The sequence below is a fragment of the Aeromicrobium sp. S22 genome (assembly GCF_009661045.1).
Taxonomy (GTDB): domain Bacteria; phylum Actinomycetota; class Actinomycetes; order Propionibacteriales; family Nocardioidaceae; genus Aeromicrobium; species Aeromicrobium yanjiei.
The window spans coordinates 124,040-148,232 of the sequence record NZ_WJWV01000001.1; the positions used below are offsets into that span (position 1 = coordinate 124,040).

24 protein-coding genes are annotated in these 24,193 nt (G+C 70.8%); 16 read left to right on the forward strand and 8 right to left on the reverse strand.

Features of this window, described 5'->3' with window-relative positions; genetic code table 11:
• Both GEV27_RS00645 and GEV27_RS00650 read left to right on the forward strand, forming a co-directional pair.
• Positions 1 to 597 carry a TetR/AcrR family transcriptional regulator gene (locus GEV27_RS00645; protein WP_153654873.1) on the forward strand — a complete coding sequence of 199 codons (597 nt, stop codon included), beginning with the start codon at positions 1 to 3 and terminating at the stop codon, positions 595 to 597.
• An 8-nt stretch (positions 598 to 605) separates the two neighbouring features.
• On the forward strand, positions 606 to 1,217 hold the full coding sequence (locus tag GEV27_RS00650; protein ID WP_153654872.1) for a TetR/AcrR family transcriptional regulator: 612 nt from the start codon (positions 606 to 608) through the stop codon (positions 1,215 to 1,217).
• Between the two features lie 50 nt (positions 1,218 to 1,267).
• On the opposite strand, the gene GEV27_RS00655 is transcribed toward GEV27_RS00650, so the two are convergent.
• Together GEV27_RS00655 and GEV27_RS00660 are read right to left on the reverse strand one after the other, a co-directional pair.
• Positions 1,268 to 2,347 carry an inositol-3-phosphate synthase gene (locus GEV27_RS00655; protein ID WP_153933213.1) on the reverse strand — a complete coding sequence of 360 codons (1,080 nt, stop codon included), beginning with the start codon at positions 2,345 to 2,347 and terminating at the stop codon, positions 1,268 to 1,270.
• 20 nt (positions 2,348 to 2,367) lie between these two features.
• Positions 2,368 to 2,952, reverse strand: coding sequence for a PadR family transcriptional regulator (locus GEV27_RS00660; RefSeq protein ID WP_153654870.1), 585 nt, complete (start codon positions 2,950 to 2,952; stop codon positions 2,368 to 2,370).
• Between the two features lie 193 nt (positions 2,953 to 3,145).
• On the opposite strand from GEV27_RS00660, the gene GEV27_RS00665 reads away from it, so the two are divergent.
• Positions 3,146 to 5,353 carry a transglycosylase domain-containing protein gene (locus tag GEV27_RS00665; RefSeq protein ID WP_194944095.1) on the forward strand — a complete coding sequence of 736 codons (2,208 nt, stop codon included), beginning with the start codon at positions 3,146 to 3,148 and terminating at the stop codon, positions 5,351 to 5,353.
• A gap of 6 nt (positions 5,354 to 5,359) precedes the next feature.
• On the opposite strand, the gene GEV27_RS00670 is transcribed toward GEV27_RS00665, so the two are convergent.
• Positions 5,360 to 6,412 carry an alanine racemase gene (locus GEV27_RS00670; RefSeq protein WP_153933215.1) on the reverse strand — a complete coding sequence of 351 codons (1,053 nt, stop codon included), beginning with the start codon at positions 6,410 to 6,412 and terminating at the stop codon, positions 5,360 to 5,362.
• A 7-nt stretch (positions 6,413 to 6,419) separates the two neighbouring features.
• Positions 6,420 to 7,556: a peptidoglycan bridge formation glycyltransferase FemA/FemB family protein gene (locus GEV27_RS00675; RefSeq protein ID WP_309221951.1), complete on the reverse strand. Its 1,137-nt coding sequence runs from the start codon at positions 7,554 to 7,556 to the stop codon at positions 6,420 to 6,422.
• An 85-nt stretch (positions 7,557 to 7,641) separates the two neighbouring features.
• Between GEV27_RS00675 and GEV27_RS18170 the strand changes: the two genes are divergently transcribed.
• A complete protein-coding gene (locus GEV27_RS18170) occupies positions 7,642 to 8,523 on the forward strand; it encodes a siderophore-interacting protein (protein WP_153933216.1) in 882 nt (293 codons plus the stop codon).
• Positions 8,524 to 8,650: 127 nt separating this feature from the next.
• Here GEV27_RS18170 and GEV27_RS00685 read toward each other — a convergent pair whose 3' ends face one another.
• A complete protein-coding gene (locus GEV27_RS00685) occupies positions 8,651 to 9,088 on the reverse strand; it encodes an HNH endonuclease (RefSeq protein WP_153654865.1) in 438 nt (145 codons plus the stop codon).
• 192 nt (positions 9,089 to 9,280) lie between these two features.
• Between GEV27_RS00685 and GEV27_RS00690 the strand changes: the two genes are divergently transcribed.
• From GEV27_RS00690 to hrpB, 6 genes are all read left to right on the forward strand, one after another.
• Positions 9,281 to 10,828: a circularly permuted type 2 ATP-grasp protein gene (locus GEV27_RS00690; RefSeq protein ID WP_153655163.1), complete on the forward strand. Its 1,548-nt coding sequence runs from the start codon at positions 9,281 to 9,283 to the stop codon at positions 10,826 to 10,828.
• Positions 10,822 to 11,748: an alpha-E domain-containing protein gene (locus GEV27_RS00695; protein ID WP_309221952.1), complete on the forward strand. Its 927-nt coding sequence runs from the start codon at positions 10,822 to 10,824 to the stop codon at positions 11,746 to 11,748. The genes GEV27_RS00690 and GEV27_RS00695 overlap by 7 nt, the downstream gene beginning before the upstream one ends.
• Before the next feature lie 13 nt (positions 11,749 to 11,761).
• Positions 11,762 to 12,604 carry a transglutaminase family protein gene (locus GEV27_RS00700; protein ID WP_153654863.1) on the forward strand — a complete coding sequence of 281 codons (843 nt, stop codon included), beginning with the start codon at positions 11,762 to 11,764 and terminating at the stop codon, positions 12,602 to 12,604.
• A gap of 10 nt (positions 12,605 to 12,614) precedes the next feature.
• Positions 12,615 to 13,235, forward strand: coding sequence for a hypothetical protein (locus GEV27_RS00705; protein WP_153933217.1), 621 nt, complete (start codon positions 12,615 to 12,617; stop codon positions 13,233 to 13,235).
• A 9-nt stretch (positions 13,236 to 13,244) separates the two neighbouring features.
• Positions 13,245 to 14,315: an L-glyceraldehyde 3-phosphate reductase gene (mgrA, locus tag GEV27_RS00710; RefSeq protein WP_153654861.1), complete on the forward strand. Its 1,071-nt coding sequence runs from the start codon at positions 13,245 to 13,247 to the stop codon at positions 14,313 to 14,315.
• 74 nt (positions 14,316 to 14,389) lie between these two features.
• Positions 14,390 to 16,816, forward strand: coding sequence for an ATP-dependent helicase HrpB (hrpB, locus tag GEV27_RS00715; protein WP_153933218.1), 2,427 nt, complete (start codon positions 14,390 to 14,392; stop codon positions 16,814 to 16,816).
• Here hrpB and GEV27_RS00720 read toward each other — a convergent pair.
• Complete coding sequence (locus GEV27_RS00720) at positions 16,797 to 17,330, reverse strand: molybdenum cofactor biosysynthesis protein (RefSeq protein WP_309221953.1); 534 nt, start codon at positions 17,328 to 17,330, stop codon at positions 16,797 to 16,799. The two genes, hrpB and GEV27_RS00720, sit on opposite strands and share 20 nt — an antisense overlap.
• 190 nt (positions 17,331 to 17,520) lie before the next feature.
• Here GEV27_RS00720 and GEV27_RS00725 point away from each other — a divergent pair, with 190 nt between their 5' ends.
• From GEV27_RS00725 to GEV27_RS00750, 6 genes are all read left to right on the forward strand, one after another.
• On the forward strand, positions 17,521 to 18,513 hold the full coding sequence (locus GEV27_RS00725) for a hypothetical protein (protein ID WP_153933219.1): 993 nt from the start codon (positions 17,521 to 17,523) through the stop codon (positions 18,511 to 18,513).
• Positions 18,514 to 18,699: 186 nt separating this feature from the next.
• Entirely contained in the window at positions 18,700 to 18,990 is a 291-nt protein-coding gene (gene rpsF / locus GEV27_RS00730) for a 30S ribosomal protein S6 (RefSeq protein ID WP_108580963.1), read from the forward strand.
• A 97-nt stretch (positions 18,991 to 19,087) separates the two neighbouring features.
• Entirely contained in the window at positions 19,088 to 19,678 is a 591-nt protein-coding gene (locus GEV27_RS00735; protein ID WP_153933220.1) for a single-stranded DNA-binding protein, read from the forward strand.
• Positions 19,679 to 19,713: 35 nt separating this feature from the next.
• Entirely contained in the window at positions 19,714 to 19,950 is a 237-nt protein-coding gene (gene rpsR, locus GEV27_RS00740; protein WP_108580638.1) for a 30S ribosomal protein S18, read from the forward strand.
• Between the two features lie 10 nt (positions 19,951 to 19,960).
• On the forward strand, positions 19,961 to 20,407 hold the full coding sequence (gene rplI, locus GEV27_RS00745; RefSeq protein ID WP_153654856.1) for a 50S ribosomal protein L9: 447 nt from the start codon (positions 19,961 to 19,963) through the stop codon (positions 20,405 to 20,407).
• 55 nt (positions 20,408 to 20,462) lie between these two features.
• A complete protein-coding gene (locus GEV27_RS00750; protein WP_153933221.1) occupies positions 20,463 to 22,151 on the forward strand; it encodes an ABC transporter substrate-binding protein in 1,689 nt (562 codons plus the stop codon).
• Here GEV27_RS00750 and GEV27_RS00755 read toward each other — a convergent pair.
• Positions 22,135 to 22,827 (reverse strand): alpha/beta hydrolase, encoded by a 693-nt coding sequence (locus GEV27_RS00755; protein ID WP_153654854.1) that lies wholly within the window; start codon positions 22,825 to 22,827, stop codon positions 22,135 to 22,137. The two genes, GEV27_RS00750 and GEV27_RS00755, sit on opposite strands and share 17 nt — an antisense overlap.
• A gap of 4 nt (positions 22,828 to 22,831) precedes the next feature.
• A complete protein-coding gene (locus GEV27_RS00760) occupies positions 22,832 to 24,154 on the reverse strand; it encodes an MATE family efflux transporter (protein ID WP_153654853.1) in 1,323 nt (440 codons plus the stop codon).
• Between the last annotated feature and the right edge of the window lie 39 nt (positions 24,155 to 24,193).

Here is a 24,193-nt window from a genome sequence, read left to right on the forward strand (position 1 = left end):
ATGACCGCTCGGCAGCACCCCGACGGCCGGGTCGCCCGCGGCCAGCGCACGCGGGAGGCGATCATCGCCGCGCACTCGGCGCTCCTTCGCGAGGGGGAGCTGCGGCCCACGGGCAAGGCGGTCGCCGAGCGCGCGGGGGTGTCGCTGCGGACGCTGTGGCTCAACTTCAAGGACATCGAGTCCCTGCTGGAGGCGACCGGCCGCTACTGGCTCGACCACGACGCGTCGAGCTGGACGTCGGTGCCTGCGGACCTGGCGCTCACGATGCGCATCGAGGCCTTTTGCGTCCAGCGCGCTGCGCGGCTCGAGGGCCTAGCCCCGGCGGCGAGATCGGGGTTGACCAGCGAGCCGTTCTCCCCGGCGTTGCGCGCGGCGCGGCTGCAGCACCTGGACCGCCTGCACGCAGATCTGGTGGCGACCTTCGGGGCCGAGCTCGGCGCCGGCCGGGACTCCGTGGCCCACCGGGTGCTCTTCGCGCTCGCCAACAGCATGACCTGGCAGCTGCTGCGCGACGACGAGGGCTTGAGCGTCGAGGAGGCCACGGACGTCGTACGACATGGTTTCCGTCTCGTGCTCGAAGCTCCGGGCGTATCCTGAGGCACGACATGGCCGTACATCAGCACACCGACGGCAGGGTCGCCCGAGGTCAACGCACACGAGATGCCATCGTCGAGGCGCACACCGCGCTGCTGCGCGAAGGCGTGCTCAAGCCCACCGCGAAGGTCATCGCTGAGCGGGCCGGCATCTCGGTGCGGACCCTGTGGCTCAACTACAAGGACACCGAGACCCTGCTGGGCGCCACCACTGCGTACTGGCTCGATGCCGATGCCGCCCTGCGGACCGAGATCAGCCCCGACCTGCCGCTGGACCAGCGCCTCGAGCAGTACCTCGACATGCGGGTGCGACGGCTCGAGCATCTCGACCCCGCGGCCCGCTCGGCCGCGCTGGGCGAGCCGTTCTCGAGGGCCCTGCAGGACAGCCGCCGGCAGCACGTCGACCGGGTGCGGGACGACCTGGCCCACGTGTTCGGACCCGAGCTCGCGGCCGCAGGTGAGCGCCGTGGGGTGCTCGAGGCGGCGCTGTTCGTCGCGTCGAGCTGGCCGACGTGGTCGTCGCTGCGCCACGACCTGGGCCTGGAGGTCGACGCGGCGCGTGCCGTGATGCGCGAGTCCGTGGCCCGTCTGCTGCTGCACGGCCCGGGCCCGGGCACGACGTAGGGGGCCGGTCCCTCACGGAACCGGCCCCCTCGTGCGTGCAGGTCAGGCGCTCAGCGCTCGACCTCTCCGGCGATGTACTTCTCGAGCATCTCGCGACCGAGGTCGTCGGGACGCTGCTCCGGGGGCGACTTCATCAGGTAGGACGAGGCCGACAGCAGGGCGCCGCCGATGCCGCGGTCCTTGGCGATCTTGGCCGCGCGGATCGCATCGATGATGATGCCGGCGGAGTTGGGCGAGTCCCAGACCTCCAGCTTGTACTCCAGGTTGAGGGGCACGTCGCCGAATGCGCGTCCCTCGAGCCGCACGTACGCCCACTTGCGGTCGTCGAGCCACTGGACGTAGTCGCTCGGGCCGATGTGCACGTTCTTGGCACCGAGGTCGTGGTTGATGTTCGACGTCACGGCCTGGGTCTTGGAGATCTTCTTGGACTCGAGGCGGTCGCGCTCCAGCATGTTCTTGAAGTCCATGTTGCCGCCGACGTTGAGCTGGTACGTGCGGTCGAGCACGACGCCTCGGTCCTGGAACAGCTTGGCCATCACGCGGTGGGTGATGGTGGCGCCCACCTGGCTCTTGATGTCGTCGCCGATGATCGGGACGCCGGCGTCCTCGAACTTGCGCGCCCACTCCGGATCCGAGGCGATGAAGACGGGCAGCGCGTTGACGAAGGCGACCTTCGCGTCGATCGCGCACTGCGCGTAGAACTTGTCGGCCTCCTCCGACCCGACCGGGAGATAGGACACCAGCACGTCGGCCTGGGTGTCCTTGAGGACCTGGACGACGTCCACGGCCGGGGCGTCGGACTCCTCGATGGTCTCGCGGTAGTACTTGCCGAGGCCGTCGAGCGTGTTGCCCTTCTGGACCATGATGCCGGTCGGGGGCACGTCGGCGATCTTGATCGTGTTGTTCTCGCTGGCCTGCGTCGCCTCGGCCAGGTCGAAGCCGACCTTCTTGGCGTCGACGTCGAATGCGGCCACGAACTCGATGTCGTTGACGTGGTACTCACCGAACTTGACGTGCATGAGTCCGGGGACGCCGGCCTCGGGGTCGGCATCCTTGTAGTACTCGACGCCCTGGATCAGGGACGTGGCACAGTTGCCCACACCCACAATTGCTACGCGTACCGAACCCATGGGTTCTCCTTCGTTGTTCTTCACTTCGTTGGTTGGTTGTCTGGGGCGTCCGCATCGGGATAGCCGCCCGATCGTTCACGATCGATCAGCTCGGTCAGCCACTTGACCTCGCGCTCGACTGACTCCAGGCCGTGACGTTGCAGCTCCAAGGTGTAGGAGTCGACGCGGTCACGTTTGCGCTGCCCGGCCTTGCGGACGTGCTCGAGCCGCTCCTCCAAGCGGCTTCGGCGACCTTCGAGGATGCGAACCCTCGAGGCGGCGTCGGTGCGCGAGAAGAAGGCGAACCGCACGCCGAATGTCTCGTCGTCCCACGTCGACGGGCCCGAGTCCTCGAGCGCCTGGGCGAAGTGTTCCTTGCCCTCGGCCGTGAGCTGGTAGACGATGCGGGCGCGCCTGCCCTTGCCCTCGAGCGACTCGGTCTGGTCGGCCACGATGTAGCCGGCCTTGCCGAGCGCCTTCAGTGCGGGGTAGAGCGTCCCGTAGGACAGGATGCGACCCCAGCCCAGCAAGGCGTTGACCTGCTTGCGCAGCTCGTAGCCGTGCATCGGGGCGTCGTGCAGCAGTCCGAGGACCGCCACCTCCAGCGCCGCGCCGCGTCGTGTCATGTGTTGCCCTGTCCTGACATATGGTGCCATTTGTTATATCGAGACGATACATCGATCCAGCATCTTCGCCAACACCCCGGGCGGGGTGAGTCGTGACACTGATGGCCCCTGTGATTCGGCATTCTTCGGTAGGTTCGGCACACTTGACGGGGCGGATCCGCATCTCGGATCCTCGATGGAGGTAGACGGACCCTTGGCAACACAGCGAAAGCGCACGACCACGAAGAGTGGCCGCGCCGCAGGCGGCAGCGGCTTCGGCAACCGCGTGAAGGGCTTCGGACGCAGGATCGGCGGTCGCGGACCGTGGTGGAGCAAGTTCATCCGGTGGGTCGCATTCCTCGGCGTCGCCGGAGCGCTCGCCCTCGCGGCGACGTTCTTCATCCTCTACCGCGCGATCGCGATCCCGGACGCCAACGCGGACTTCCAGACCCAGACGACGCAGGTCTACTACTCCGACGGCAAGCACAAGCTCGGTGAGTTCGCGCGGCAGGACCGCGAGAGCATCTCGATCGACGAGGTCCCCGCCTCGATGCAGGCGGCCGCCATCGCCGCCGAGGACCGCTCGTTCTACTCCAACCGCGGCATTGACATCAAGGGCATCATCCGCGCCGCCCGTGACAACACCACGAGCGGATCGGTGCAGTCCGGCGGCTCCACGATCACCCAGCAGTACGTCAAGATCCTGTACCTGACGCAGGAGCGCTCCTACTCCCGCAAAGTCAAGGAAGCGATCCTCTCGGTCAAGATCCACAACCAGCTGAGCAAGAAGGAGATCCTCGAGGGCTACCTCAACACGATCTACTTCGGCAACGGCGCGTACGGCGTCGAGGTCGCCTCGCAGACCTACTTCGGCAAGCCTGCCTCGAAGCTCAACTACGCGCAGTCCGCGCTGCTCGCGACGATCATCAACAGCCCGAGCTACTACGACCCCTACGCCGAGGGCGCCAAGGATCGCATCCAGCCGCGCTTCTCCTACGTCCTGAACGGCATGGTCAAGTCCGGCGCGATCACCGCCGAGCAGGCGGCCAAGTTCTCCGACCGCATCCCCTCGGTCGTGGACAAGAAGAACAGCAGCCGCTTCAGCGGGTCGAAGGGCTACCTCCTGTCGCTCGTGCAGAACCAGATGCAGTCGCTCGACTTCACCGACGACCAGATCTACGGTGGCGGCCTGCGCATCGTGACGACGTTCGACTACAACAAGCAGAAGAAGGCCATCGAGTCGGTCAAGGCACTGCGCCCCGACGCCAAGGAGCTGCACCAGGCGCTCGTCTCGGTCCAGCCAGGCACCGGAGCGGTCCGCGCGATGTACGGCGGACGCGACTACCTGAAGAACCAGGTCAACTGGGCCACCGCGCCCACGCAGCCCGGATCGACCTTCAAGGCGTTCGCGGTCATCGCGGCCCTCGAGGACGGCTACAGCCTCACGACCCGCCTCAACGGCAACTCGCCCCTGTTCAAGGACGGCAAGGAGATCGCCTTCAACCAGGGCGACAGCCTCGGCAAGTCGTTCGGCTTCATCCCGCTGTCGACCGCGACGCAGGAGTCGGTCAACACGGCGTTCGTCGATCTCGTCGACCAGATGGAGGACGGCCCGGACAAGGTCATCAAGGCCGCGCAGCAGGCCGGCATCCCCAAGCGTCTGCTGGACCGGGAGCGCAAGAACGAGAACGGCTCGTTCCCGCTGGTGACGCCGCTCGGCTACTTCGGCGTCGCCCCGGTCGACATGGCCAATGCGTACGCGACGCTCGCGGCGGGCGGCAAGCGAGCCGACTGGTTCGTGATCCAGAAGGTGTCGGACTACCGCGGCGACTCGTTGTACAAGCACGAGGTCAAGACCAAGCAGACGATCCCCGAGGACGTCGCCGCCGACACGATCGCGGCGCTGCAGGGCGTCGTGCGCTCGGGCACCGGCACCAACGGCAACACGGTCTGCACCACCGCGGGCAAGACTGGCACGGCCACGGCCGGGCCGGACGACGACCAGCACGTGTCGTCCTCGTGGTTCGCGGGGTTCACGCCCAAGCTGGCCACCGCGGTGATGTACAACCGCGGCAAGCTCGGCAACGCCGATCTCGAGGGTTACATGGTGCCGTTCTTCGGTGGCCAGATCCCGGCCCAGACGTTCAAGCTCTACATGGACCAGGTGCTCGACCCGAGCGACTGCGGAACGTTCCCGCCGCCGGCCAACCTGCAGAGCGACAAGGGGCCCGTCTACCGGGAGCCGGCGCCCAAGCCGGAGCGGACGACCAAGCCCAAGCCGAAGCCCGAGCCGACGCGGACGACCCCGTCGCCGACCACGCCGAAGCCCACGGCGCCCCAGCCGACGGCGCCCGATCCGACGCAGCCGACGACGCCGGCGACGCCGGCACCGACCACGCCGTCGCCCCAGTCGAGGGAGTGACCCGGCTCAGCGCAGGTTGACGGCGTCGAACGTCGCGGTGGTGAAGCGCACCGCGACGTCGACGCGGTCGCCGACCGCGGGGGCGGTGGCCGAGGCCGGCAGGAAGATCATGCTGGCCTGCATGTGCGGCGGCTCGGCGAACCAGCGCTGCTTGCCGTCGATCGTGAACGGCGACAGCGACAGCCCGGCGGCCTCGAGCCCGCCCTTGGCCAGCAGCTTGCCGCGCTGGACGGCGCCCGACGACGCCTTGGGCGCCTCGAGGCCGACACCGTGGCTCGTGCCGCCGGAGATGATCAGCAGCGTCCCGTCGCGGGGCATGGCTCGCTGGCGGTAGCCGATGTGCTCGCCGCGGGCGACCAGGTGCGCGTCGAGGACCGTCGCGCGTACGGACAGGGCACCCAGGTCGCCCAGCCACAAGGACGTGCCGATGCGCGGTCTCACGTCGAGGTGCGGGCGGTGGGTGCGCAGCGCCGCGAGCTCGGCGGGGGTCAGGTGCGAGACGTACAGCGTGGTCGTGTCGACCTGCGAGGCCTCGAGCGCCGCGGCCCAGCTCTGGGCCTCGGTGAAGTTGCCCCCTGCCCGGCCTGCCGGGCCGAGCGGGAGGTGGATCGCGAAGCCCTCGACGCGCAGGTCCCCGAGCGCCGCGACGGCGGCCGCGAGCTCGTGGCGGTCCAGGCCGTGGCGGGCCATCGAGGTCTCACCCTCGAGGATGATGCGTGCGCCCGGTGCCTGCGCTGCGAGCTCTTCGATGTCCGCGACCCGGCCCATCGTGTGGATGACCCGGTCGTCCAGGAGCACGTGGTCGAAGAACGGTCGCCACGGCGTCAGCACCATGACGTCCCCGTCGAAGGCGGCCAGTGCCTCGGGCACCTCGTTGTACGTGCCGACCGCGATGCTGCCGAGGCCGAGACGGGTCGACTCCGCCGCCAGCAGGTCACGGCCGAGGCCGTAGCCGTTGCCCTTGATGACCGGGACGATGCCGGGCGTGGCCTCGACCATCGTGTCCAGGTGCCGTCGCCAGCGCTGGGTGTCGACGTCGAGCTCGAATCCTGCACTCATGCGCGGCTCACCCTCTCCTCTTCATGTAGGTGGTGAAGCCCAGGTGGAGGGCCCGGCTGATCGGCAGGTCCCACTCGCCGAGGTACTCCACGGCCTCCCCGCCGGTGCCGACCTTGAACTGGATCAGGCCGACGTGCGAGTCCGCGGGGTCGAGGGTCTCGGTGATGCCCCGCATGTCGTACGTCGTCGCCCCGGCAGCCAGCGCGTCGCGCATCATCTGCCACTGGATCGCGTTGGAGCCGCGGACGTCGCGCTTCGCGGTCGTCGAGGCGCCGTAGGAGTACCAGGCGTGCTCGCCGACGCGGACCATCGTGGTCGCGGCAACCAGATCGCCCTCGTGGCGGGCGAGGTAGAGCACGAGCCGGTCGGGCTCCTCCGTCGTCAGGGCGTCCCACATGCGCTCGAAGTACGACAGGGGGCGCGGGGTGAAGTGATCCCGCTCGGCCGTCTGGGCGTACACACGGTGGAACTCCGCGAGGTCGTCGCGGCTCCCGGTGGTGACCTCGACCCCGGCCTTGGCCGCCTTCTTGATGTTGCGCCGCCACAGCTGGTTCATGCCGGCGAGGAGGTCCTCCTCGGTGCGGCCCGCGAGCGGCACCTGGAAGTTGAACTTGGGCTGGCCGGCTGAGAAGCCACCTTCGGTGGGCAGCTCCTTCCAGCCCAGCGCAGTCAGCTCGGTCGCGACCGCGAGGGCCGCGGCGTCGCTGACGTCCGCAGGCACGTCGGACAGCGTCCCGAGGACCGGATCGGCGATCGCCTGCTTGATCGTGCCCGCGTGCCAGCGGCGGGTGACGACGGGCGGGCCCATGCGGATGCCGAAGGCGCCCTGCTCCTTGAGGTGGGCGCGCAGGGGATCGAGCCAGCGGGCGAGGTCGCCGCCGAGCCAGTCGATGTCGGGGCCCTCGGGCAGGTACGCCAGATAGCGCTTGAGCCTCGGCAGCTGCCGGTAGAGCACGAGTGCGGCACCCACGACGCGGTCGCCGTCGAACCAGCCGATCGACTCGCCGCGCCACTCGCTCTTGACCACCGCCCACGCAGGTGTCTGCAGGAAGCTGACGGACGGTCGGCTCCGGATGAAGTCGAGGTGCTCGGCGTCGCTGATGGGCCTGACACGAAGGGGTCCGGGGAGGGAGGCTGACGTCACCGCTCCACGCTACCAACCGGCGCCGTGGTCCTGAGCCGGTCCGTCGGTTAGCCTTGCCTAAGTCTCCCGACGGAAGGATCCGACTGTGAAGACGTACACCGCCACGGTGCTCGGTCGTCGACAGCTCTCGGCGCACCTCGTGACCGTGACCCTGGGTGGTCTTCGCGGCTGGGCGTCCACGGGCGTCCCCGACGAGTACATCCGCGTCCTGATCCCGCCGGCCGGGGCCGAGCTGGCACTCCCGCAGATCGACGAGAAGTGGACCATCTCGTACCCCGAGGGCGCGATCGAGCCGGACTTCCGCGTCTACACGATCTCGGACCACCGGGTCGTGGACGGCGAGACCCGCGTCGACCTGGACATCGCCCTGCACGACGAGGGCGTCGGCTCGAGCTGGGCGCGCAGCTGCCGGCCGGGCGACGTCGTGGGGGTCATCGAGCCGCACGGGCTGTACGCCGCGCCGGTGGACGTCGGCTGGCAGCTGCTGGTCGCCGACATCACCGGACTGCCCGCGGTCGCTCGCATCCTGCGCGGGCTGTCAGCGCAGCAGAAGGCCGTCGTCCACGTCGTCCTGACCGATCCGGGCGACCAGATCGCGCTGCCGAGCGCCGCGGACGTCGATCTCACCTGGCAGGTGGTCGCGAAGGAGACCGACGTCTGCGAGGCGCTCACCGCGGCCGTGACCTCACGCGAGCTGCCGGATGGGGACCGCTACGTGTGGCTTGCGGGGGAGGCCCGCTCCAGCCGTGCGGTGCGCCGGCACCTGCGGCGCGAGCTCAGGTGGCCGCAGGCCGACTTCTACACGTGCGGCTACTGGCAGATCGACGCCGAGAAGTGGAACGCCCGCTACGAGGAGGTCGCGGAGGAGGTCGTCAAGATGTCCGCCGAGGTGCAGCAGAAGGTCGGCGACGACCAGGGCGCCTACCTGGACGCCCTCGACGACATCTACGAGTCCGTCGGCCTCTGACCCACCGCTGACGCGCGCCTCCCGTCCGCCGAAGGGTGGTACGTCAGCGGACCGGAGCCTCCCCTCAGCGGACCGGGGGCTCCCCTGAGCGGACCGGAGGCGCGCGTCAGCGGACGGGGGGCGCGCGTCAGCGGGCGACGGTGTAGCGGGGCTCGGTGGGGACGACGAGCAGGGACATGCCGGCCTCGGACGGGGTGCGGTCGGCCTTGCGGTGGTTGCACCGCAGGCACGCGGCGACCGCGTTGTCCCACGTCAGCGTCCCGCCGCGGCTGCGCGGCACGATGTGGTCGACGGTCTCGGCCTGCCCGCCGCAGTAGGCGCACATCTTGTCGCGTGCCTTGATCGCGGACTTCGTGCACATCGACCCGCGCCGGTGCATCCACCGGGTGACGACGTAGCGGACCAGCCGCAGCACCTTCGGCACCGGGAAGGGGCCGAACGTCCCGCCGGCCTCCTCCTCGATCACCGCGACCTCACGGACCAGCATCTTGATCGCGTGGCGCATGGACACGCGCTGCAGGGGCTCGTAGCTCGCGTTGAGCACGAGCACGTACGCATCCGCCATGGCCGGTCCCTTCCTGAGCCCGAGCGTAGTCCCCGTGGCGCGATCCGGCCCGGAAGATGAGGAGAAACGCCCCGGTGTGGCGGGCGGCACCCCACCACCGCGACACACGGCCCCCGGTTCTGTCCTACGGTGATCCCCGTGGACACCTCAGAGCTCTTCGACGGCTACGGACCGATCGCAGGATTTGACGAGATGTTCGAGGGGTCGGACGTACGCGACAGCTACGGTCAGGTTCACGCCTCGTTCCAGAAGATGGGCGCCGACGAGGTACGCCTGCGGGCGGACTCGCTCGCCTCGTCCTATCTCGAGCAGGGCGTGACGTTCGGCGTCGAGGGCGAGGAGCGACCGTTCCCGCTCGACATCGTCCCGCGGCTCATCGAGGCCGAGGACTGGGACCACGTCGAGCAGGGGGTACGCCAGCGCGTGCTGGCCCTCGAGAAGTTCCTCGCGGACGCGTACGGACCCGGCGAGCTCTTCGCGGACGGCGTTGTTCCCCGTGAAACAGTCGTCACCTCCCCGCACTACCACCGGGTCGTGGCCGGTCTCGAGCCCGCGAACGGGGTGCGCGTCCACGTCGCGGGCGTCGACCTGATCCGCGACGGCAACGGCGACTTCCGCGTGCTCGAGGACAACGTCCGGGTCCCGTCCGGCGTCTCGTACGTCATGACCAACCGGCGCGCGCTGTCCGCGGCGCTGCCCGAGGTGTTCGCAGACCACCGCATCCGTCCGGTCTCGCAGTACTCGCAGCGGCTGCTCGCGGCGCTGCGCAAGGCCGCCCCCGCGGGCGTCAGCGATCCGACGGTCGTCGTGCTGACGCCGGGCGTCTACAACTCGGCGTACTTCGAGCACACCCTGCTGGCGCGCACGATGGGCGTCGAGCTGGTCGAGGGTCGCGACCTGGTGTGCCGCTCGGGTCGGGTCATGATGCGTACGACGCAGGGCCTCGAGCCGGTCCACGTGATCTACCGCCGCATCGACGACGAGTTCCTCGACCCGGTGCAGTTCCGCCCCGACTCCGCGCTGGGCGTGCCCGGCATCATCAACGCGGCCCGCGCGGGTCACGTCACGATCGCGAACGCGGTCGGCAACGGCGTCGCGGACGACAAGCTGCTCTACACGTACGTGCCGGACCTGATCCGCTACTACCTCTCCGAGGAGCCGATCCTCCGCAACGTCGACACCTGGCGCATGGGTGAGGCCGATCAGCGCGAGGAGGTGCTGGACCGCCTCGACGAGCTCGTGCTCAAGCCGGTCGACGGCTCGGGCGGCAAGGGCATCGTGATCGGCCCGGCCGCGTCGAAGGAGGAGCTCGAGGAGCTCCGCACCAAGATCCTGCTCGACCCGCGCGCCTGGATCGCGCAGCCGGTCGTCTCGCTGTCGACCGTCCCGACCCTGGTCGAGAACGGCATCCGTCCCCGCCACGTCGACCTGCGCCCGTTCGCGGTGCACGACGGCGACGACGTGTTCGTCCTGCCCGGCGGCCTGACCCGCGTCGCCCTCCCCGAGGGCGAGCTGATCGTCAACTCCAGCCGCGGCGGCGGGTCGAAGGACACCTGGGTGCTGGCCCGGCCCACCGATCCCGACGACGAGGGCGAGGTCGCCCCGACGGCCACCCCGGTCACCGGCATCAGCCAGTCCGCGGGCCCGGCGCTCGAGGCCGAGGTGCCCGACCTCCAGGTCCACGAGCAGGAGCAGCAGCAACAGCAGGGTGACCCCAAGGCAGGAGACAAGACGTGCTGAGCCGCATCGCCGAGTCGTTGTTCTGGATCGGTCGCTACCTCGAGCGGGCCGACGACACCGCCCGCATCCTGGACGTCCAGATGCAGGTGCTCATCGAGGACCCCGGCATGGACGAGCGCACCTCGTGCGAGCAGCTGCTCTCGGTCATGGGCGTCGAGAACTACACCGGGCAGCCCAACCGCTGGATGCTCCTGGACCTGCTCGCCCACAACCCCGAGTCGCCGACCTCGATCGCGACAGCGATCGGCGCGGCCCGCGAGAGCGCTCGCCGTGCCCGCGAGACGCTGTCGACCGACATCTGGGCCGCGATCAACACGACGTGGCGTGGCCTCGGCACGGCCCGTGCGATGCGCGCCCCGGACATGTTCAGCTGGGTCCGCAACCGCACCGCGATGATCTCCGGCATCGCGGACGCCACGATGTCGCGTGACGACGGCTGGCACTTCTACATGCTGGGACGCAGCATCGAGCGCGTCGACATGACCGCCCGCCTGCTGTCCACCGCCGCGCTCGCCTCGGGCCCCCAGGTCGCGTGGCCGACGACGCTGCGGGCCTGCGGAGCGTACGAGAGCTTCATCCGGGCGTACCGCGGGATCGAGGCGGATCGCCAGGCGGCCGAGTTCCTGCTGCTCGACCGATGGTTCCCGCGCTCGATCGTGTCGTCGCTCGCCGAGGCCGAACGTGCCCTGGGCAAGCTCGGCTCGTCCGGCCAGCGATCGGGATTCAGCGACGAGGCCCAGCGGCTCCTCGGTCGGGCCCGCACCGAGCTGGAGTACCGACCGCTCAACGACATCGTCTTCGACCTGCCGGTCGAGATGGAGCGGCTGCAGCGCAGCTGCGCCGCAGCGAGTGACGCGGTGTCCGCGCGCTACTTCGCCGAGTCCGAGATGCACACCTGGCGCGGAGGGGTTGTTCTATGAGCGGGGTGACGCGATGACCATGCAGCTGAGGATCAAGCACACGACGGGCTATCACTACGAGAAGGGCGCGATGGCGTCCTTCAACGAGGCGCGCATGACGCCGATGACGACGTCGGAGCAGTACGTCCTGCGCTCGCGCCTCGACATCACGCCGACCCCGTGGTCGTACGAGTACCGCGACTACTGGGGCACGACGGTCACCTCGTTCGAGGTGCACGATCCGCACGCCGACCTCACGGTGGTCGCGACGTCGACGGTCGAGACCCAGGAGGTCGCGCCCAAGTCGCACGGCATCGCGTGGGAGGACCTCGTCGACGACGTCCGCGACGAGTGGTGCGAGTACCTCGTGCTCAGCGACTGGGTGGCCCCCGCCGCCGGGCTCGCCGACGAGATCGCCGGCTTCCGCGCCGAGGCCGAGCGGCCGTCGGACTACGTCGAGGCCGTGATGCGGCACCTGCACGACCGGGTCGCGTACGTGCCGGGGAGCACCGAGGTCACCACGACCGCCGCCGACGCGTGGGACGCCAGGACCGGCGTCTGCCAGGACTTCGCCCACCTCAGCCTCGGCGCGCTGCGGGCCGCCGGCATCCCCGCGCGCTACGTCTCGGGCTATCTCCACCCTTCGCCCGACCCCGTCGTCGGCGTGGCCGTCGAGGGCGAGTCGCACGCCTGGATCGAGTGGTGGGACGGCGAGTGGGTCGGCTGGGACCCGACCAACGCGATCGCCCCGGGGCCCCGGCACGTCGTGGTCGCCAAGGGACGCGACTACGGCGACAGCCCGCCGCTGCGGGGGATCTTCTCGACCGCGGGCGGCTCCGAGCTGTTCGTCGGTGTGGAGATCACCCGCCTGCGCTAGCGTCGGGGTCATGGCTCTCCTCCACACCGCAGACATGCATCCGAGCAAGATCGAGCTGCTCCGCGCCTGGGTGCCGACCCAGCCGTGGTTCGAGGGTGACGACCAGCTCGAGCCCGTCGGGGCGTACCGGTTCGACGACCCCGACGGCGAGGTCGGGATCGAGACGCTGCTGGTGCGCTCGGGTGACGGGCCCGTCCTGCAGATCCCGTTGACGTACCGGGCCGAGCCGCTGGCGGGAGCCGAGGAGTTCCTGGTCGGCACGACCGAGCACACCGTGCTCGGCACCCGCTGGGTCTACGACGGGTGCGGCGACCCCGTGTACGCGGCCGCGATCGTCCGGACCATCGTGACCGGCGGCACCCAGGCAGACCTGGAGCGCCGGCTGCCCGACGGGACGATGGAGCCGGTCGAGCCCAACATGCGGGTCGTCGGCGGGGGCAGCAGCACCGAGCACGAGCCGGTGGGGCTGGTCGACGTCCGCGACGCCGACGGATCCACGGTCGTGGTGACGTCCGGCGCCGAGGTCGAGCTGCTGCGCGTCCTTGGCGGGGCGTGGGCCATGGGCGGCGAGACGCTGACCGGCACCTGGGCGGGACAGGACGAGCCGGTGCTCCTCGCGGTGGCGCGTTAGCGTGGGCGCATGACCGAAGAGCGCTACTACGCGGACCCCGTTCCTGACCTCCACCGCCCGTACGTCGCCGCCGAGGACCGCTACCAGCAGCTCGACTACCGGCGCGTCGGCACGTCCGGGCTGCTGCTGCCGCCGATCTCGCTCGGCCTGTGGTGGAACTTCGGCGACAACCGCCCCTTCGACACCCAGCGCGAGGTGCTGCGGCACGCATTCGACAAGGGCATCACGCACTTCGACCTGGCCAACAACTACGGCCCGCCCTACGGATCGGCCGAGGAGAACTTCGGCCGGATGATGCGCACGGACTTCAAGCCGTACCGCGACGAGCTGATCCTCTCGACCAAGGCCGGCTGGGACATGTGGCCCGGACCGTACGGCAAGCTCGGCTCGCGCAAGTACCTCCTGTCGAGCCTGGACGCCTCGCTGGAGCGGATGAGCGTCGACTACGTCGACATCTTCTACTCCCACCGGGTCGACCCGGGCACGCCGCTGGAGGAGACCATCACGGCGCTCGACACCGCGGTCGGCCAGGGCAAGGCGCTCTACGCGGGCATCTCGTCGTACTCGCCCGAGCGCACGGCCGAGGCCGTCGCGATCGCGCGCGACCTGGGCACGCCCCTGGTCATCCACCAGCCGTCCTACTCGATGCTCAACCGCTGGGTCGAGGGCGGACTGCTCACCGTGCTGAACGAGCACGGGCTCGGCGCGATCGGCTTCTCGCCGCTCGCCCAGGGGTTGCTCACCGACCGCTACCTGGGCGACGACCCGGTCGAGCGTGCGGTCGATCGCGTCAGCCTCGACGAGGGCGTGCTGACCAAGGAGAACGTCGAGCGACTGCAGGGACTCGCGGGCATCGCGAAGAAGCGCGGCCAGTCCCTCGCGCAGATGGCGATCTCGTGGATCCTGCGTCCCGGCGGCGTCACGTCCGCGCTGATCGGCGCCTCGTCGACCGAGCAGCTCGACGAGAACCTCGCGGCGGCCGGGCAGACCGACTTCACCGACGAGGAGCTCGCTGCGATCGAGCAGTTCGCCGGCGATGCCGAGGGCGTCGACATCTGGAAGGTCTCGGCCGAGCTCTGAGCGCACGTCCCGATCCGGTCCGGCAGCTGCTGGACAGCCCGCCCGACCTCCCGGTCCTGGCGGGGCTGCCGGCAATGACCGCGGCGCTGCATGCCAAGGGCGTCGCTGTGGTGCAGGCGCCTCCGGGCACCGGCAAGACGACGCTCGTCCCGCCCGCGGTGGCGGCGATGCTGGCCCGGGACGGTGGCCGGGTCGTGGTCACGCAGCCGCGGCGCATCGCCGCACGGGCGGCCGCGCGCCGACTCGCGGGCCTGCTCGGCGAACGGGTCGGTGAGACGGTGGGCCACACGGTCCGCGGAGACCGGGCCGTCGGCCCGGGCACCCGCATCGAGTTCGTGACGACCGGGGTGCTGCTGCGCCGGCTGCAGCGGGATCCCGAGCTGCCGGGGGTTGCGGCGGTCGTCCTCGACGAGGTGCACGAGCGGCAGCTCGACGCCGATCTGACGCTCGCCTTCCTGGTCGACGTCCGCGCCACGGTGCGTGACGACCTGCTGCTCGTCGCGATGTCGGCCACCGTCGAGGCAGAGCGCACCGCGGCGACGATCGATCCCGGTCCGGCCCCGATCATCGACGTCCCCGGTGCGTTGCACCCGGTGGCCCAGCACTGGGCGGCCCCGCCGCCCGGCGTGCTGCCGGTCGACGAGCGCGGGGTCCCGCCGCGCTTCCTCGACCACGTCGCGGCGACGGTCCGCGAGGCGGTGTCGGCCGAGACCGGCGACGTGCTGGTGTTCGTCCCGGGCGTCGGCGAGGTGGACGGGGTGATGCGACGGCTGTCCGGACTCCCGGGCGTCGACGTGGTCGCCCTGCACGGCCGACTCCGTCCCGCCGAGCAGGACCTGGCACTCACCCGCGGACCGCGACGGCGGGTGGTGGTGTCGACCGCCGTCGCCGAGTCGTCGCTGACCGTGCCGGGCGTACGCGTGGTGGTCGACGCCGGGCTGTCGCGCGAGCCGCGCACCGATCAGGTCCGCGGACTGCCCGCGCTCGTGACCGTGCGGGTCAGCCGGTCGGCGGCCGAGCAGCGCGCCGGCCGAGCCGGGCGGGAGGCGCCCGGTGCCGTCTACCGGTGCTGGTCCCGGGCCGAGCACACCCATCTGGACCCCCACCCGGCCCCGGAGATCGCGGTGGCGGACCTGACCGGCTTCTGCCTCGAGCTGGCTGCGTGGGGCGATGTCGACGCGAGCGGTCTCGCTCTTCTCGACCCGCCCCCTGCCGCCGCCCTCGAGACGGCCCGGGACACGCTGGTCGAGCTTGGCGCGCTCGACGACGCGGGCGCGATCACGGCACGGGGGCGGGCGATGGCGCAGATCCCGGCCGATCCCCGCCTGGCCCGGGCGCTGCTCGACGGCGCCGAGGCGGTGGGTGCGCACCGCGCGGCAGAGGTCGTCGCGCTGCTCGACGACGACGTCCGCGCTCCGGGTGGCGACCTGGTCGCGGCGCTGCGCATGATGCGCCGGGGAGGACCGACCGCTCGTTCGTGGTCGGACGCCGTGGCGCGGCTGGAGTCGCTGCTGCCGGAGCGCCCGCGCCGTACCGAGCTGACCGACGACCTCGCGGTCGGCACCGTCGTGGCGCTCGCGCACCCCGGCCGCATCGCACGGCGCCGGCCGGGCGGCACGGCGTACCTCATGGTGTCGGGAACGGGGGCGTCGTTCCGCGCCGCCGACCCGGCGCTCGCGGGGGTGCCGTGGATCGCGATCGCCGACGCCGAGCGCCGGCCCGGGGCGCGCGACGCGACGATCCGCTCGGCAGCGCCCATCGACGAGGACATCGCGCTCGACGCGGCGTCCGGGACGTGGACCGAGGCCGACGAGGTGGTGTGGACGAACGGCCGGATCGTGGCCCGCCGGGTCACCCGCCTCGGCGCGATCGAGCTCTCCGCCGCCCCCCTGAACGATCCGCCGCCCGACGCCGTCGCCTCGGCGGTCGCGGACGGGCTCTCCCGCGAGGGCCTGGACCTGTTGCCCTGGAGCGACGCGGCCGTCGCCCTGCGCCGGAGGATGGCCTTCCTCCACCACGCCGTGGGCGATCCGTGGCCCGACGTCGGCGACGAGGCGCTGCTGACCGGCATCGACGCCTGGCTCGGACCGGCCCTGGCGCGGGTGCGGGGCAGCCGTGACCTCGCCCGCCTCGACGTCCTCGGCTCGCTGCGCAGGCTGCTGCCGTGGCCCGAGGCGGGACGTCTCGACGAGCTGGCCCCCGAGCGGGTGACCCTGCCCAAGGGCTCGACGGCCAGGGTCGAGTACGGGCCGACCGGCACCGAGCAGCCCCTCGTCTCGGTCCGCCTGCAAGAGGCGTTCGGCTGGACCGAGACGCCCCGGCTCGCGGGCGGGCGGGTCCCGCTGCTGCTGCATCTGCTGACCCCGGCACGCCGACCGGCCGCGGTCACCGCCGACCTGGAGTCGTTCTGGGCCGGGCCCTACCGGCAGGTCCGTGCCGAGCTGCGCGGGCGCTACCCCAAGCACGCGTGGCCCGAGGACCCTACGCGCCGAGGGGGCTGATCTCGCCGATCGTGGCGGGGCCGACGGCGAGGACGCCGTCGTCCAGCGGCTCGGCGCGGATGCCGCCACGCCCCCGCAGCGCGCGGTGGGCGCCGGGCGCGTACACCTCGTTCATCCAGGCGCACGGGCTCGCGGCGGTGCGCGAGATGAACCGGATCGGCCCGTGGCCCGCGTCGATCGTGAAGGTCGTCCGCACGAGCGCGTCGACGTCCAGGCCGCGCGTCACCACGTTGCGCCGGGCGAGCACGGGGTCGAACGGCTCGGTGGTGGCAGGGAACAGCCCTTCCCCGGCGATCTCGTCCTGGAGCCAGTCGATCTGCTCGGCAGCGAAGAAGGTCACGGCGTAGCGAGAGTGTCGGGTGCCGAAGAACCGGTCGCCGACCAGGCCGCGGTGGGCCCGCACCTGCACGGTCGTGGGGGACTCGTCGCCGTCGTACGGCAGGACCCCGTCGCGCGGGCGCCCCTCGTACCGATGCACCGGTGAGACCACCAGTGCCACGATCTCCAGCTCCACGCCCCCGACGCTACCCACCCTCCCCGCGACTGGCGCAAGCCGAAGGTTTTGGGACGGCGTGTCGTCCACTTCTGCGCCAGTCGCGGCTCGGTCTGCGCCAGTCGGGGGCGAGGTGTGGATCCAGCCCGTACGTCCACAGGTTGCTCGCGCGGTCTCGAAGACGTACGCCGCCGGGCGCGAGCGTGTCGGGATGGACCCGATCAGGCACGCCCAGGCGTACGAACGAGGCTTCACCCCGCACCTGTTGCGCACGTCCCCGCACTTCGTCCACCCCGTCGCGGGCGTCGCGCAGCTGGCCGCGAGCGCGGACGACCTGGCGTCCACGTGCCGGGCGGTCGCGCTGCAGCTGCCCGACGACGCGGTCTTCACCCACCTGACCAGCGCGCAGCTCCGCGGCTGGTGGCTCCCGATGCTCGACGGGGTCCCGATCATCGCGTGCACCGACCGGGACGCACCGCATCACGACCGACGGGGGGTGTACGTCCGCAGGTGCGCGATCCCGCCGGGCCACCGGCACCGGATCGGTGATCTCGCGGTCGCGTCGCCGGAGTGGACGATCGTCGAGCTCGCCGAGCATCTTGCCCTGCTCGACCTCGTCGCGGTGATCGACTGCGCCCTGCACCGCGGGGACGTCACGATCGACGGCATCCGCGCGACGATGCGTCCGGGACGGCGTGGCGTACGCGTGCTGCGCCGGGCGCTCGACCTCGCGGACGGGCGCAGCGAGTCGTGGTGGGAGACCATGCTGCGACTGCTGCACGTGCTCGCGGGCTTCGCGGTCGACCCGCAGGAGGTCATCACGAACGCTGCCGGGGTCGAGGTGGCGCGCGTCGACCTGCGCATCCGCGGCACGAACCGGGTCGCGGAGTACGACGGCTCGGACCACCGGGTGCGCGCCCAGCACGAGAGCGACCTGGCCCGCGAGAAGCGGCTCGCGCGGGAGGGGTTGGCACGCTACGGCTACATCGCGACCGAGATCGTGCACACGCCGGAGCGGATCGTGCGCGACGCCGAGGAGGCCCACGGGATGCGGCACGTCCCGGGACGGGTCGACGGGTGGCGGGCCGAGGCGCGGGCGGCGTCGATCTCGTCGGCGGGTCAAGCGGCCCTGCGCCGCCGCCTCGCGAGATTCGTCCGGATGACCTCGCCGCGGTCCGCCAAGCCCGCGAGTGGCGCAACCTGAGCCGCGAGTGGCGCGAAAGTGGAGGACTCGCCGTCCCAAAACCTTCAGTTTGCGCCAGTCGCGGAATCGGGGCGCGATTGGCCTCTGGTGGCGGTGGTCCCGTAGACTTGTGCGGTTGCCACTAGGTGACCCACTCCTGCTACGGAATTCCCCGTAGCCGTTTAGTCCGAAGGAGACTGAATGTCATTGCGCCCGTACGAAGTCATGATCATCCTTGATCCCGACCTCGAAGAACGTACCGTCGCCCCCAGCCTGGACACGTACCTCAACGTCGTGCGCCAGGACGGCGGCTCCGTCGACAACGTCGACGTCTGGGGCAAGCGCCGTCTTGCCTACGAGATCAACAAGAAGAACGAGGGCATCTACGCCGTCGTCACGCTCCAGGCAGAGCCGGCCACGGTCAAGGAGCTCGATCGCCAGCTGACGCTCAACGAGTCCGTTGTGCGTACGAAGGTCACACGTCCCGACGTGAAGTAGGCCTGATCCACGGACCCACTGTGGACAACCCGCTGCGGTTGTCACATGGCTGCGGTTCACTAAGTCAGACACCCACACACCTGAAAGGCTGCGCCCCATGGCAGGCGAAACCAACATCACCGTCGTCGGCAACCTGACGAACGACCCGGAGCTGAAGTTCACTCCTTCGGGCGCGGCAGTTGCCAACTTCACCGTCGCGTCGACGCCCCGTACGTTCGACCGGCAGACCAACGAGTGGAAGGACGGCGACGCGCTGTTCATCCGCTGTGATGCGTGGCGCCAGCTGGCCGAGAACGTCGCCGAGTCGCTCCAGAAGGGTCAGCGCGTCATCGTGACGGGCGCCCTGAAGGTCCGCAACTACGAGCGGCAGGACGGCTCCAAGGGCACCAGCGTGGAGATGACGGTCGACGAGATCGGCCCGTCCCTGCGCTTTGCCACGGCCAAGACGAGTCGCGTCAACCGCTCCGGCGGCGGCGACTTCGGCGGCGGTGGCGGCGGCAACTCAGGTGGCGGCTTCGGCGGCGGCAACTCCGGCGGGGGCAACTCCGGTGGAGGCGGCTTCGGCGGCGGCGCACCGGCCCAGGGCGGCAACGACCCGTGGTCGACGCAGCCCCGCTCCGGCGGCGGCTCGCAGGGTGGATCTGACTGGGGCGGCAACGCGGGAACGTCCGACGAGCCCCCCTTCTAACCCCTTCACGTCAGAGAAACGAAACCAGGAGCAACATGGCAAAGCCAGTCGTCCGGAAGCCGAAGAAGAAGAGCAACCCGCTCGCTGCGGCCAAGGTCACCGAAATCAACTACAAGGACACCGCGCTGCTGCGCAAGTTCATCTCGGACCGCGGCAAGATCCGCGCGCGCCGCGTCACGGGTGTCACCGTCCAGGAGCAGCGCCTCATCGCGAAGGCCATCAAGAACGCCCGCGAGATGGCTCTGCTTCCCTACACGACCACCGGTCGTTAAGGGGTTTGGAATGAAGCTCATCCTCACGCACGAGGTCACGAACCTCGGAACCCCCGGCGACATCGTCGAGGTCAAGGACGGCTACGGCCGCAACTTCCTGCTGCCGCGCAACTTCGCCATCCGGTGGAGCAAGGGCGCTGCCAAGCAGGTCGAGTCGATCAAGGCTGCGCGCGACGCGCACGCCGTGCACGATCTCGAGGAAGCCAAGAGCATCAAGGGCAACCTCGAGTCCTCGCCGATCAACGTCCCGGTTCGCGCCGGTGCGGGCGGACGCCTGTTCGGCGCCGTCACGGTCTCCGACATCGCCGAGGCGCTGGCCGAGGCCGGTGCCAAGGTCGACAAGCGTCGTATCGAGGTCGGCAACCCGATCAAGTCGCTCGGCGCCCACACCGTGGCCGTGCGTGTTCACCCCGAGGTGAGCGCGCAGGTCAAGCTCAACGTGGTGGCCTCCAAGTAGTCCGCCTGACGGGCCGGCACCCCAGGTGCCGGCCCGTCGCCGGTGGATCACCGTCATGCGTACCCCCGTCGCAGCGGCCGCGTCCCTCCTCCTCGCCGGGAGCCTCGTGCTCTCCGGGTGCACAGGCTCGTCCAACGACGACGAGGACAAGCCGACCGCGACGCCGTCCACCGACAGCAACAAGGCACTGCCCAGCACGGCCTGGCAGGACGCCGATCCGGCCGATGTCGCCGCTGGCGGCACCCTGCGCCTGGCAGCCACCACGCTGCCCACCAACTTCAATCCGCTGCAGGCCGACTCGGCCAACTCCGATGCCGCGCGGATCCTCGCCCCGACCACCGGCGGCGCCATCCGCATCACCGCCGACGGTGGCTGGATGGTCGATCCCGACTACGCCCGTTCGGTCGAGGTCGTCGACAAGAGCCCGCTGAAGATCCGCGTCGCGCTCAACCCCGACGCGGTCTGGCAGGGCGGCACCCCGATCACCGCAGCCGACATGACCGCGTTCTGGAAGGCGCAGAACGGCTCCGACGACGACTTCGAGGTCATCTCGAGTGCGGGCTACGACGACATCTCGGGCGTCAAGCAAGGCCGCGACAGATTCTCCTACACGGTGACGTTCGACGAGCCCACGGCCGAGTGGCCGCTCTACGTCTACCCGCGGCTGCCCAAGAACATCTCCTCCTCGCCCAAGCTGTTCAACCAGGCGTTCCGCAAGCGGGCGATCCCCTCCAACGGCCCGTTCCTGGTCTCCTCGATCGACACCCGCAAGGGCCTCATCGTCCAGCGCCCCAATCCGCGCTGGTGGGGGGCCAAGCCCAAGCTGGCGGGTGTCACGTGGAACATCGCCGATCCCGGCCTGCAGGCCGAGGCGTACGTCGACGGCGGCCTCGACGCGGTCGACCTGGAGGCCTCGACGTACGCCAAGGCCAAGGGCACCGGGGTCGTGCAGCGCGCGGCGGGCATCGAGTGGTCGCAGGTCACGCTCAACGGCGGCCGGGGCGCGCTCAAGGACGTCGCCGTACGACGTGCGGTCGCCCGCGCGATCAACCGCGTGCCGATCGCGGTCACGACCGCGAGGGCTCTTGGCGGGCCTCCCGCACCCCTGGGCAGCCTGCTCCTGCTGCCGGGCCAGAAGGGCTACCGCGACTCCTCCGATCCCATCGCGTACGAGCCGGACCGCGCGGAGGAGATCCTCGACGACGCCGGCTATGCCAAGGGTGCCAACGGCATGCGCTCCAAGCGCGGCAAGCCACTCGAGCTGATCATGCCGGTGCCCAAGGACACCCCGACCAGCAGCGCCCGTGCCAAGGCCATCGCCGCAGACCTCGAGCAAGTCGGCATCAGGGTCAAGCGGCGCTCCGCCCCCACCGGGGTGGACTTCTACGAGAAGATCGTCATCCCGCTCGACTTCGACCTGGTGACCTTCCAGCGGCGCGGATCGGCCTTCCCGATCACCGCGGCCAAGCCGCTGTACTACCCGATCGACTCACCCCAGAACTTCACCGGCATCGGTCCCAAGCGCATCGGCCAGGGGTTCGACGCCGTCATCAGGACCCTCGGCGACGAGCGGCGCCTCACGCGCATCGCCAAGCTCGACGAGTGGCTGCTCGAGGAGGTGCCGGCCGTCCCCCTGGCCGTGACCCCGATCGTGGTCGCGGTGCGCAAGGACGTGGTCAACTACGGTGCTGCGCAGTTCGAGCAGCCCGACTGGACCCGCGTCGGGTTCACGAAGAAGAAGTAGCCGCAGCGACGATCTGCGCGACGGTGCGCGCGCCGTCCCGGGCGCGCTCCGTACGCGCGGGGACGAAGGCATCGCGCCGCTCGTCGTACGTCGCGCCGACCACCTCGCCGTGGTCCGCGTCGATCGCGTGCAGTGACGTGGACCAGCCCGCGGCCCGCAGCCGCAGCTCGAGCCCGCACACCATGTCGGGCGGGGTGATGGTGTCGTCCTCGCCGTACACGATGTCGACGCGGCAGCGGCCGGCTCCGGACGGCAACTCGGTGGGCAGTGGCTGCCCGGTGAGGGGGTCGAGCGCGCGCGGACCGTCGGCGGGGGCGATGAGCACCAGCCCGCCCACGCCGGCGCCGATGCGCGAGGCGTTGAGCGCGAGGCTGACGGCGGCGACCCCGCCGAGCGACCAGCCGGCCACGACGATCGTGTCGGGGTCCTGGCCTTGCTCGGCCGCGATCTCCCGGGCCCTGCGCACCGACGTCAGCAGGTCGGCTCGCCCGCCGTCGGGGTGGCCGGCGTCCCAGTCGGGGGTCACCACGGTCAGGCCGTGCGCCGCGATCAGCTCGCTCAGGGCGTCCAGGACGCCGCGGGAGTCTGCCCCGCGGCCGTGCCACAGCAGGACGACGGGGCCCTCACCTCGTACGTCGATGTGTCGTCCGGGTGTGGGCTCCTCGGTGCGCGTCATGGCCTCAGTCTGCCGAACGACCGGGCCCGAGGACCAGCCAGGCGTCGCCGCGCTCGCGGTGCCACAGGGTCGCGAGCCGTGCCGCGATGAATCCGCCGTAGGCGACCCAGAGCCAGGTGAAGCCGGCCCCGGTCCAGGCGACCAGCAGGACGAGCGGCGTGTACGCCGCGAGGACGATGAGTCCCGCGACGGCCAGGTAGACGCCGTCCCCGGCCCCGATGAGCACCCCGTCGAGCACGAAGACCAGCCCCGAGAGCGGCTGGATCGCTGCCACGACGAGCAGCGCGGGCACCAGGGCGTTGCGCACCTCGACGTCGGAGGTGAACAGGTGCGGCAGCCACGGTGCGCAGACGGCCAGCACGAACCCGGCCAGGAACCCGGTGGCGACGCCCCATGCCATCATCCGGCGGGTCAGCGCCCGGGTCAGGCCGGCGTCGCCCGCGCCCAGGGCACGTCCGGTCAGGGTCTGGCCGGCGATCGCGATCGCGTCGAGCCCGAAGGCGAGGAAGCCGACGAGCGCGGCAGCGATCTGGTGCGCCGCGAGCGGGACGTCGCCGAGGTCTGCTGCGACGAGCGTGGCCAGGACGATCGAGACGCGGAGCGTCAACGTCCTGACGATCAGGGGGACGCCCTGGCGTGCGGCGTCGAGGATCTCGCCCACGCGGGGCGCCAGGGGTGCTGCCGCCCGCCGTGAACGCCGCACTATCACCGCCACGAGCCACGCTGCGGCGAGCCACTGGGCCAGCACGGTCCCGGTCGCGGCCCCGCGCACTCCCCAGTCGAGTCCGTAGACGAGCCCCACGTTGAGCACGACGTTGACGACGTTGGCCACGACGGTCACGACCAGCGGGGTGCGCAGGTCGAGGCTGCCGCGCATCGCGCCGGTCGCCGCCAGCACCACCAGCACGGCGGGCAGGCCGAGGGTCGACACGAGCAGGTACTGCTGGGCCAGGTCCGCGACGGCCTGCGAGCTGGAGACCGCCGCGGACAGGGGCCCGCTCGTCGCGGCGAGGCCGATGCCCAGCACGGCGCCGAGCCCCGCCGCGAGCCACAGGCTGCTGATCGCGAGGCCGTACGCCGCGCTGACCTCGCCCGCGCCGTGGTGGCGGGCGACGGCCGCGGTGCTGCCGTACGCGAGGAAGACGCACAGGCCGACGACGGTCCCGAGCACCACGGCGGCGGCTGCCAGCCCGGCCAGCTCGGGGGTGCCCAGGTGGCCGATGATCGCGGTGTCGGCGAGCAGCATCAGCGGCTCGGTCACCAGGGCGAAGAACGCGGGCACGGCGACGGCCAAGATCTGCCGATCGACGTCGGCGCGAAGACGCATGCGGGCCTTCCTGGACGTGACCACTGGGTGAACTGGGAC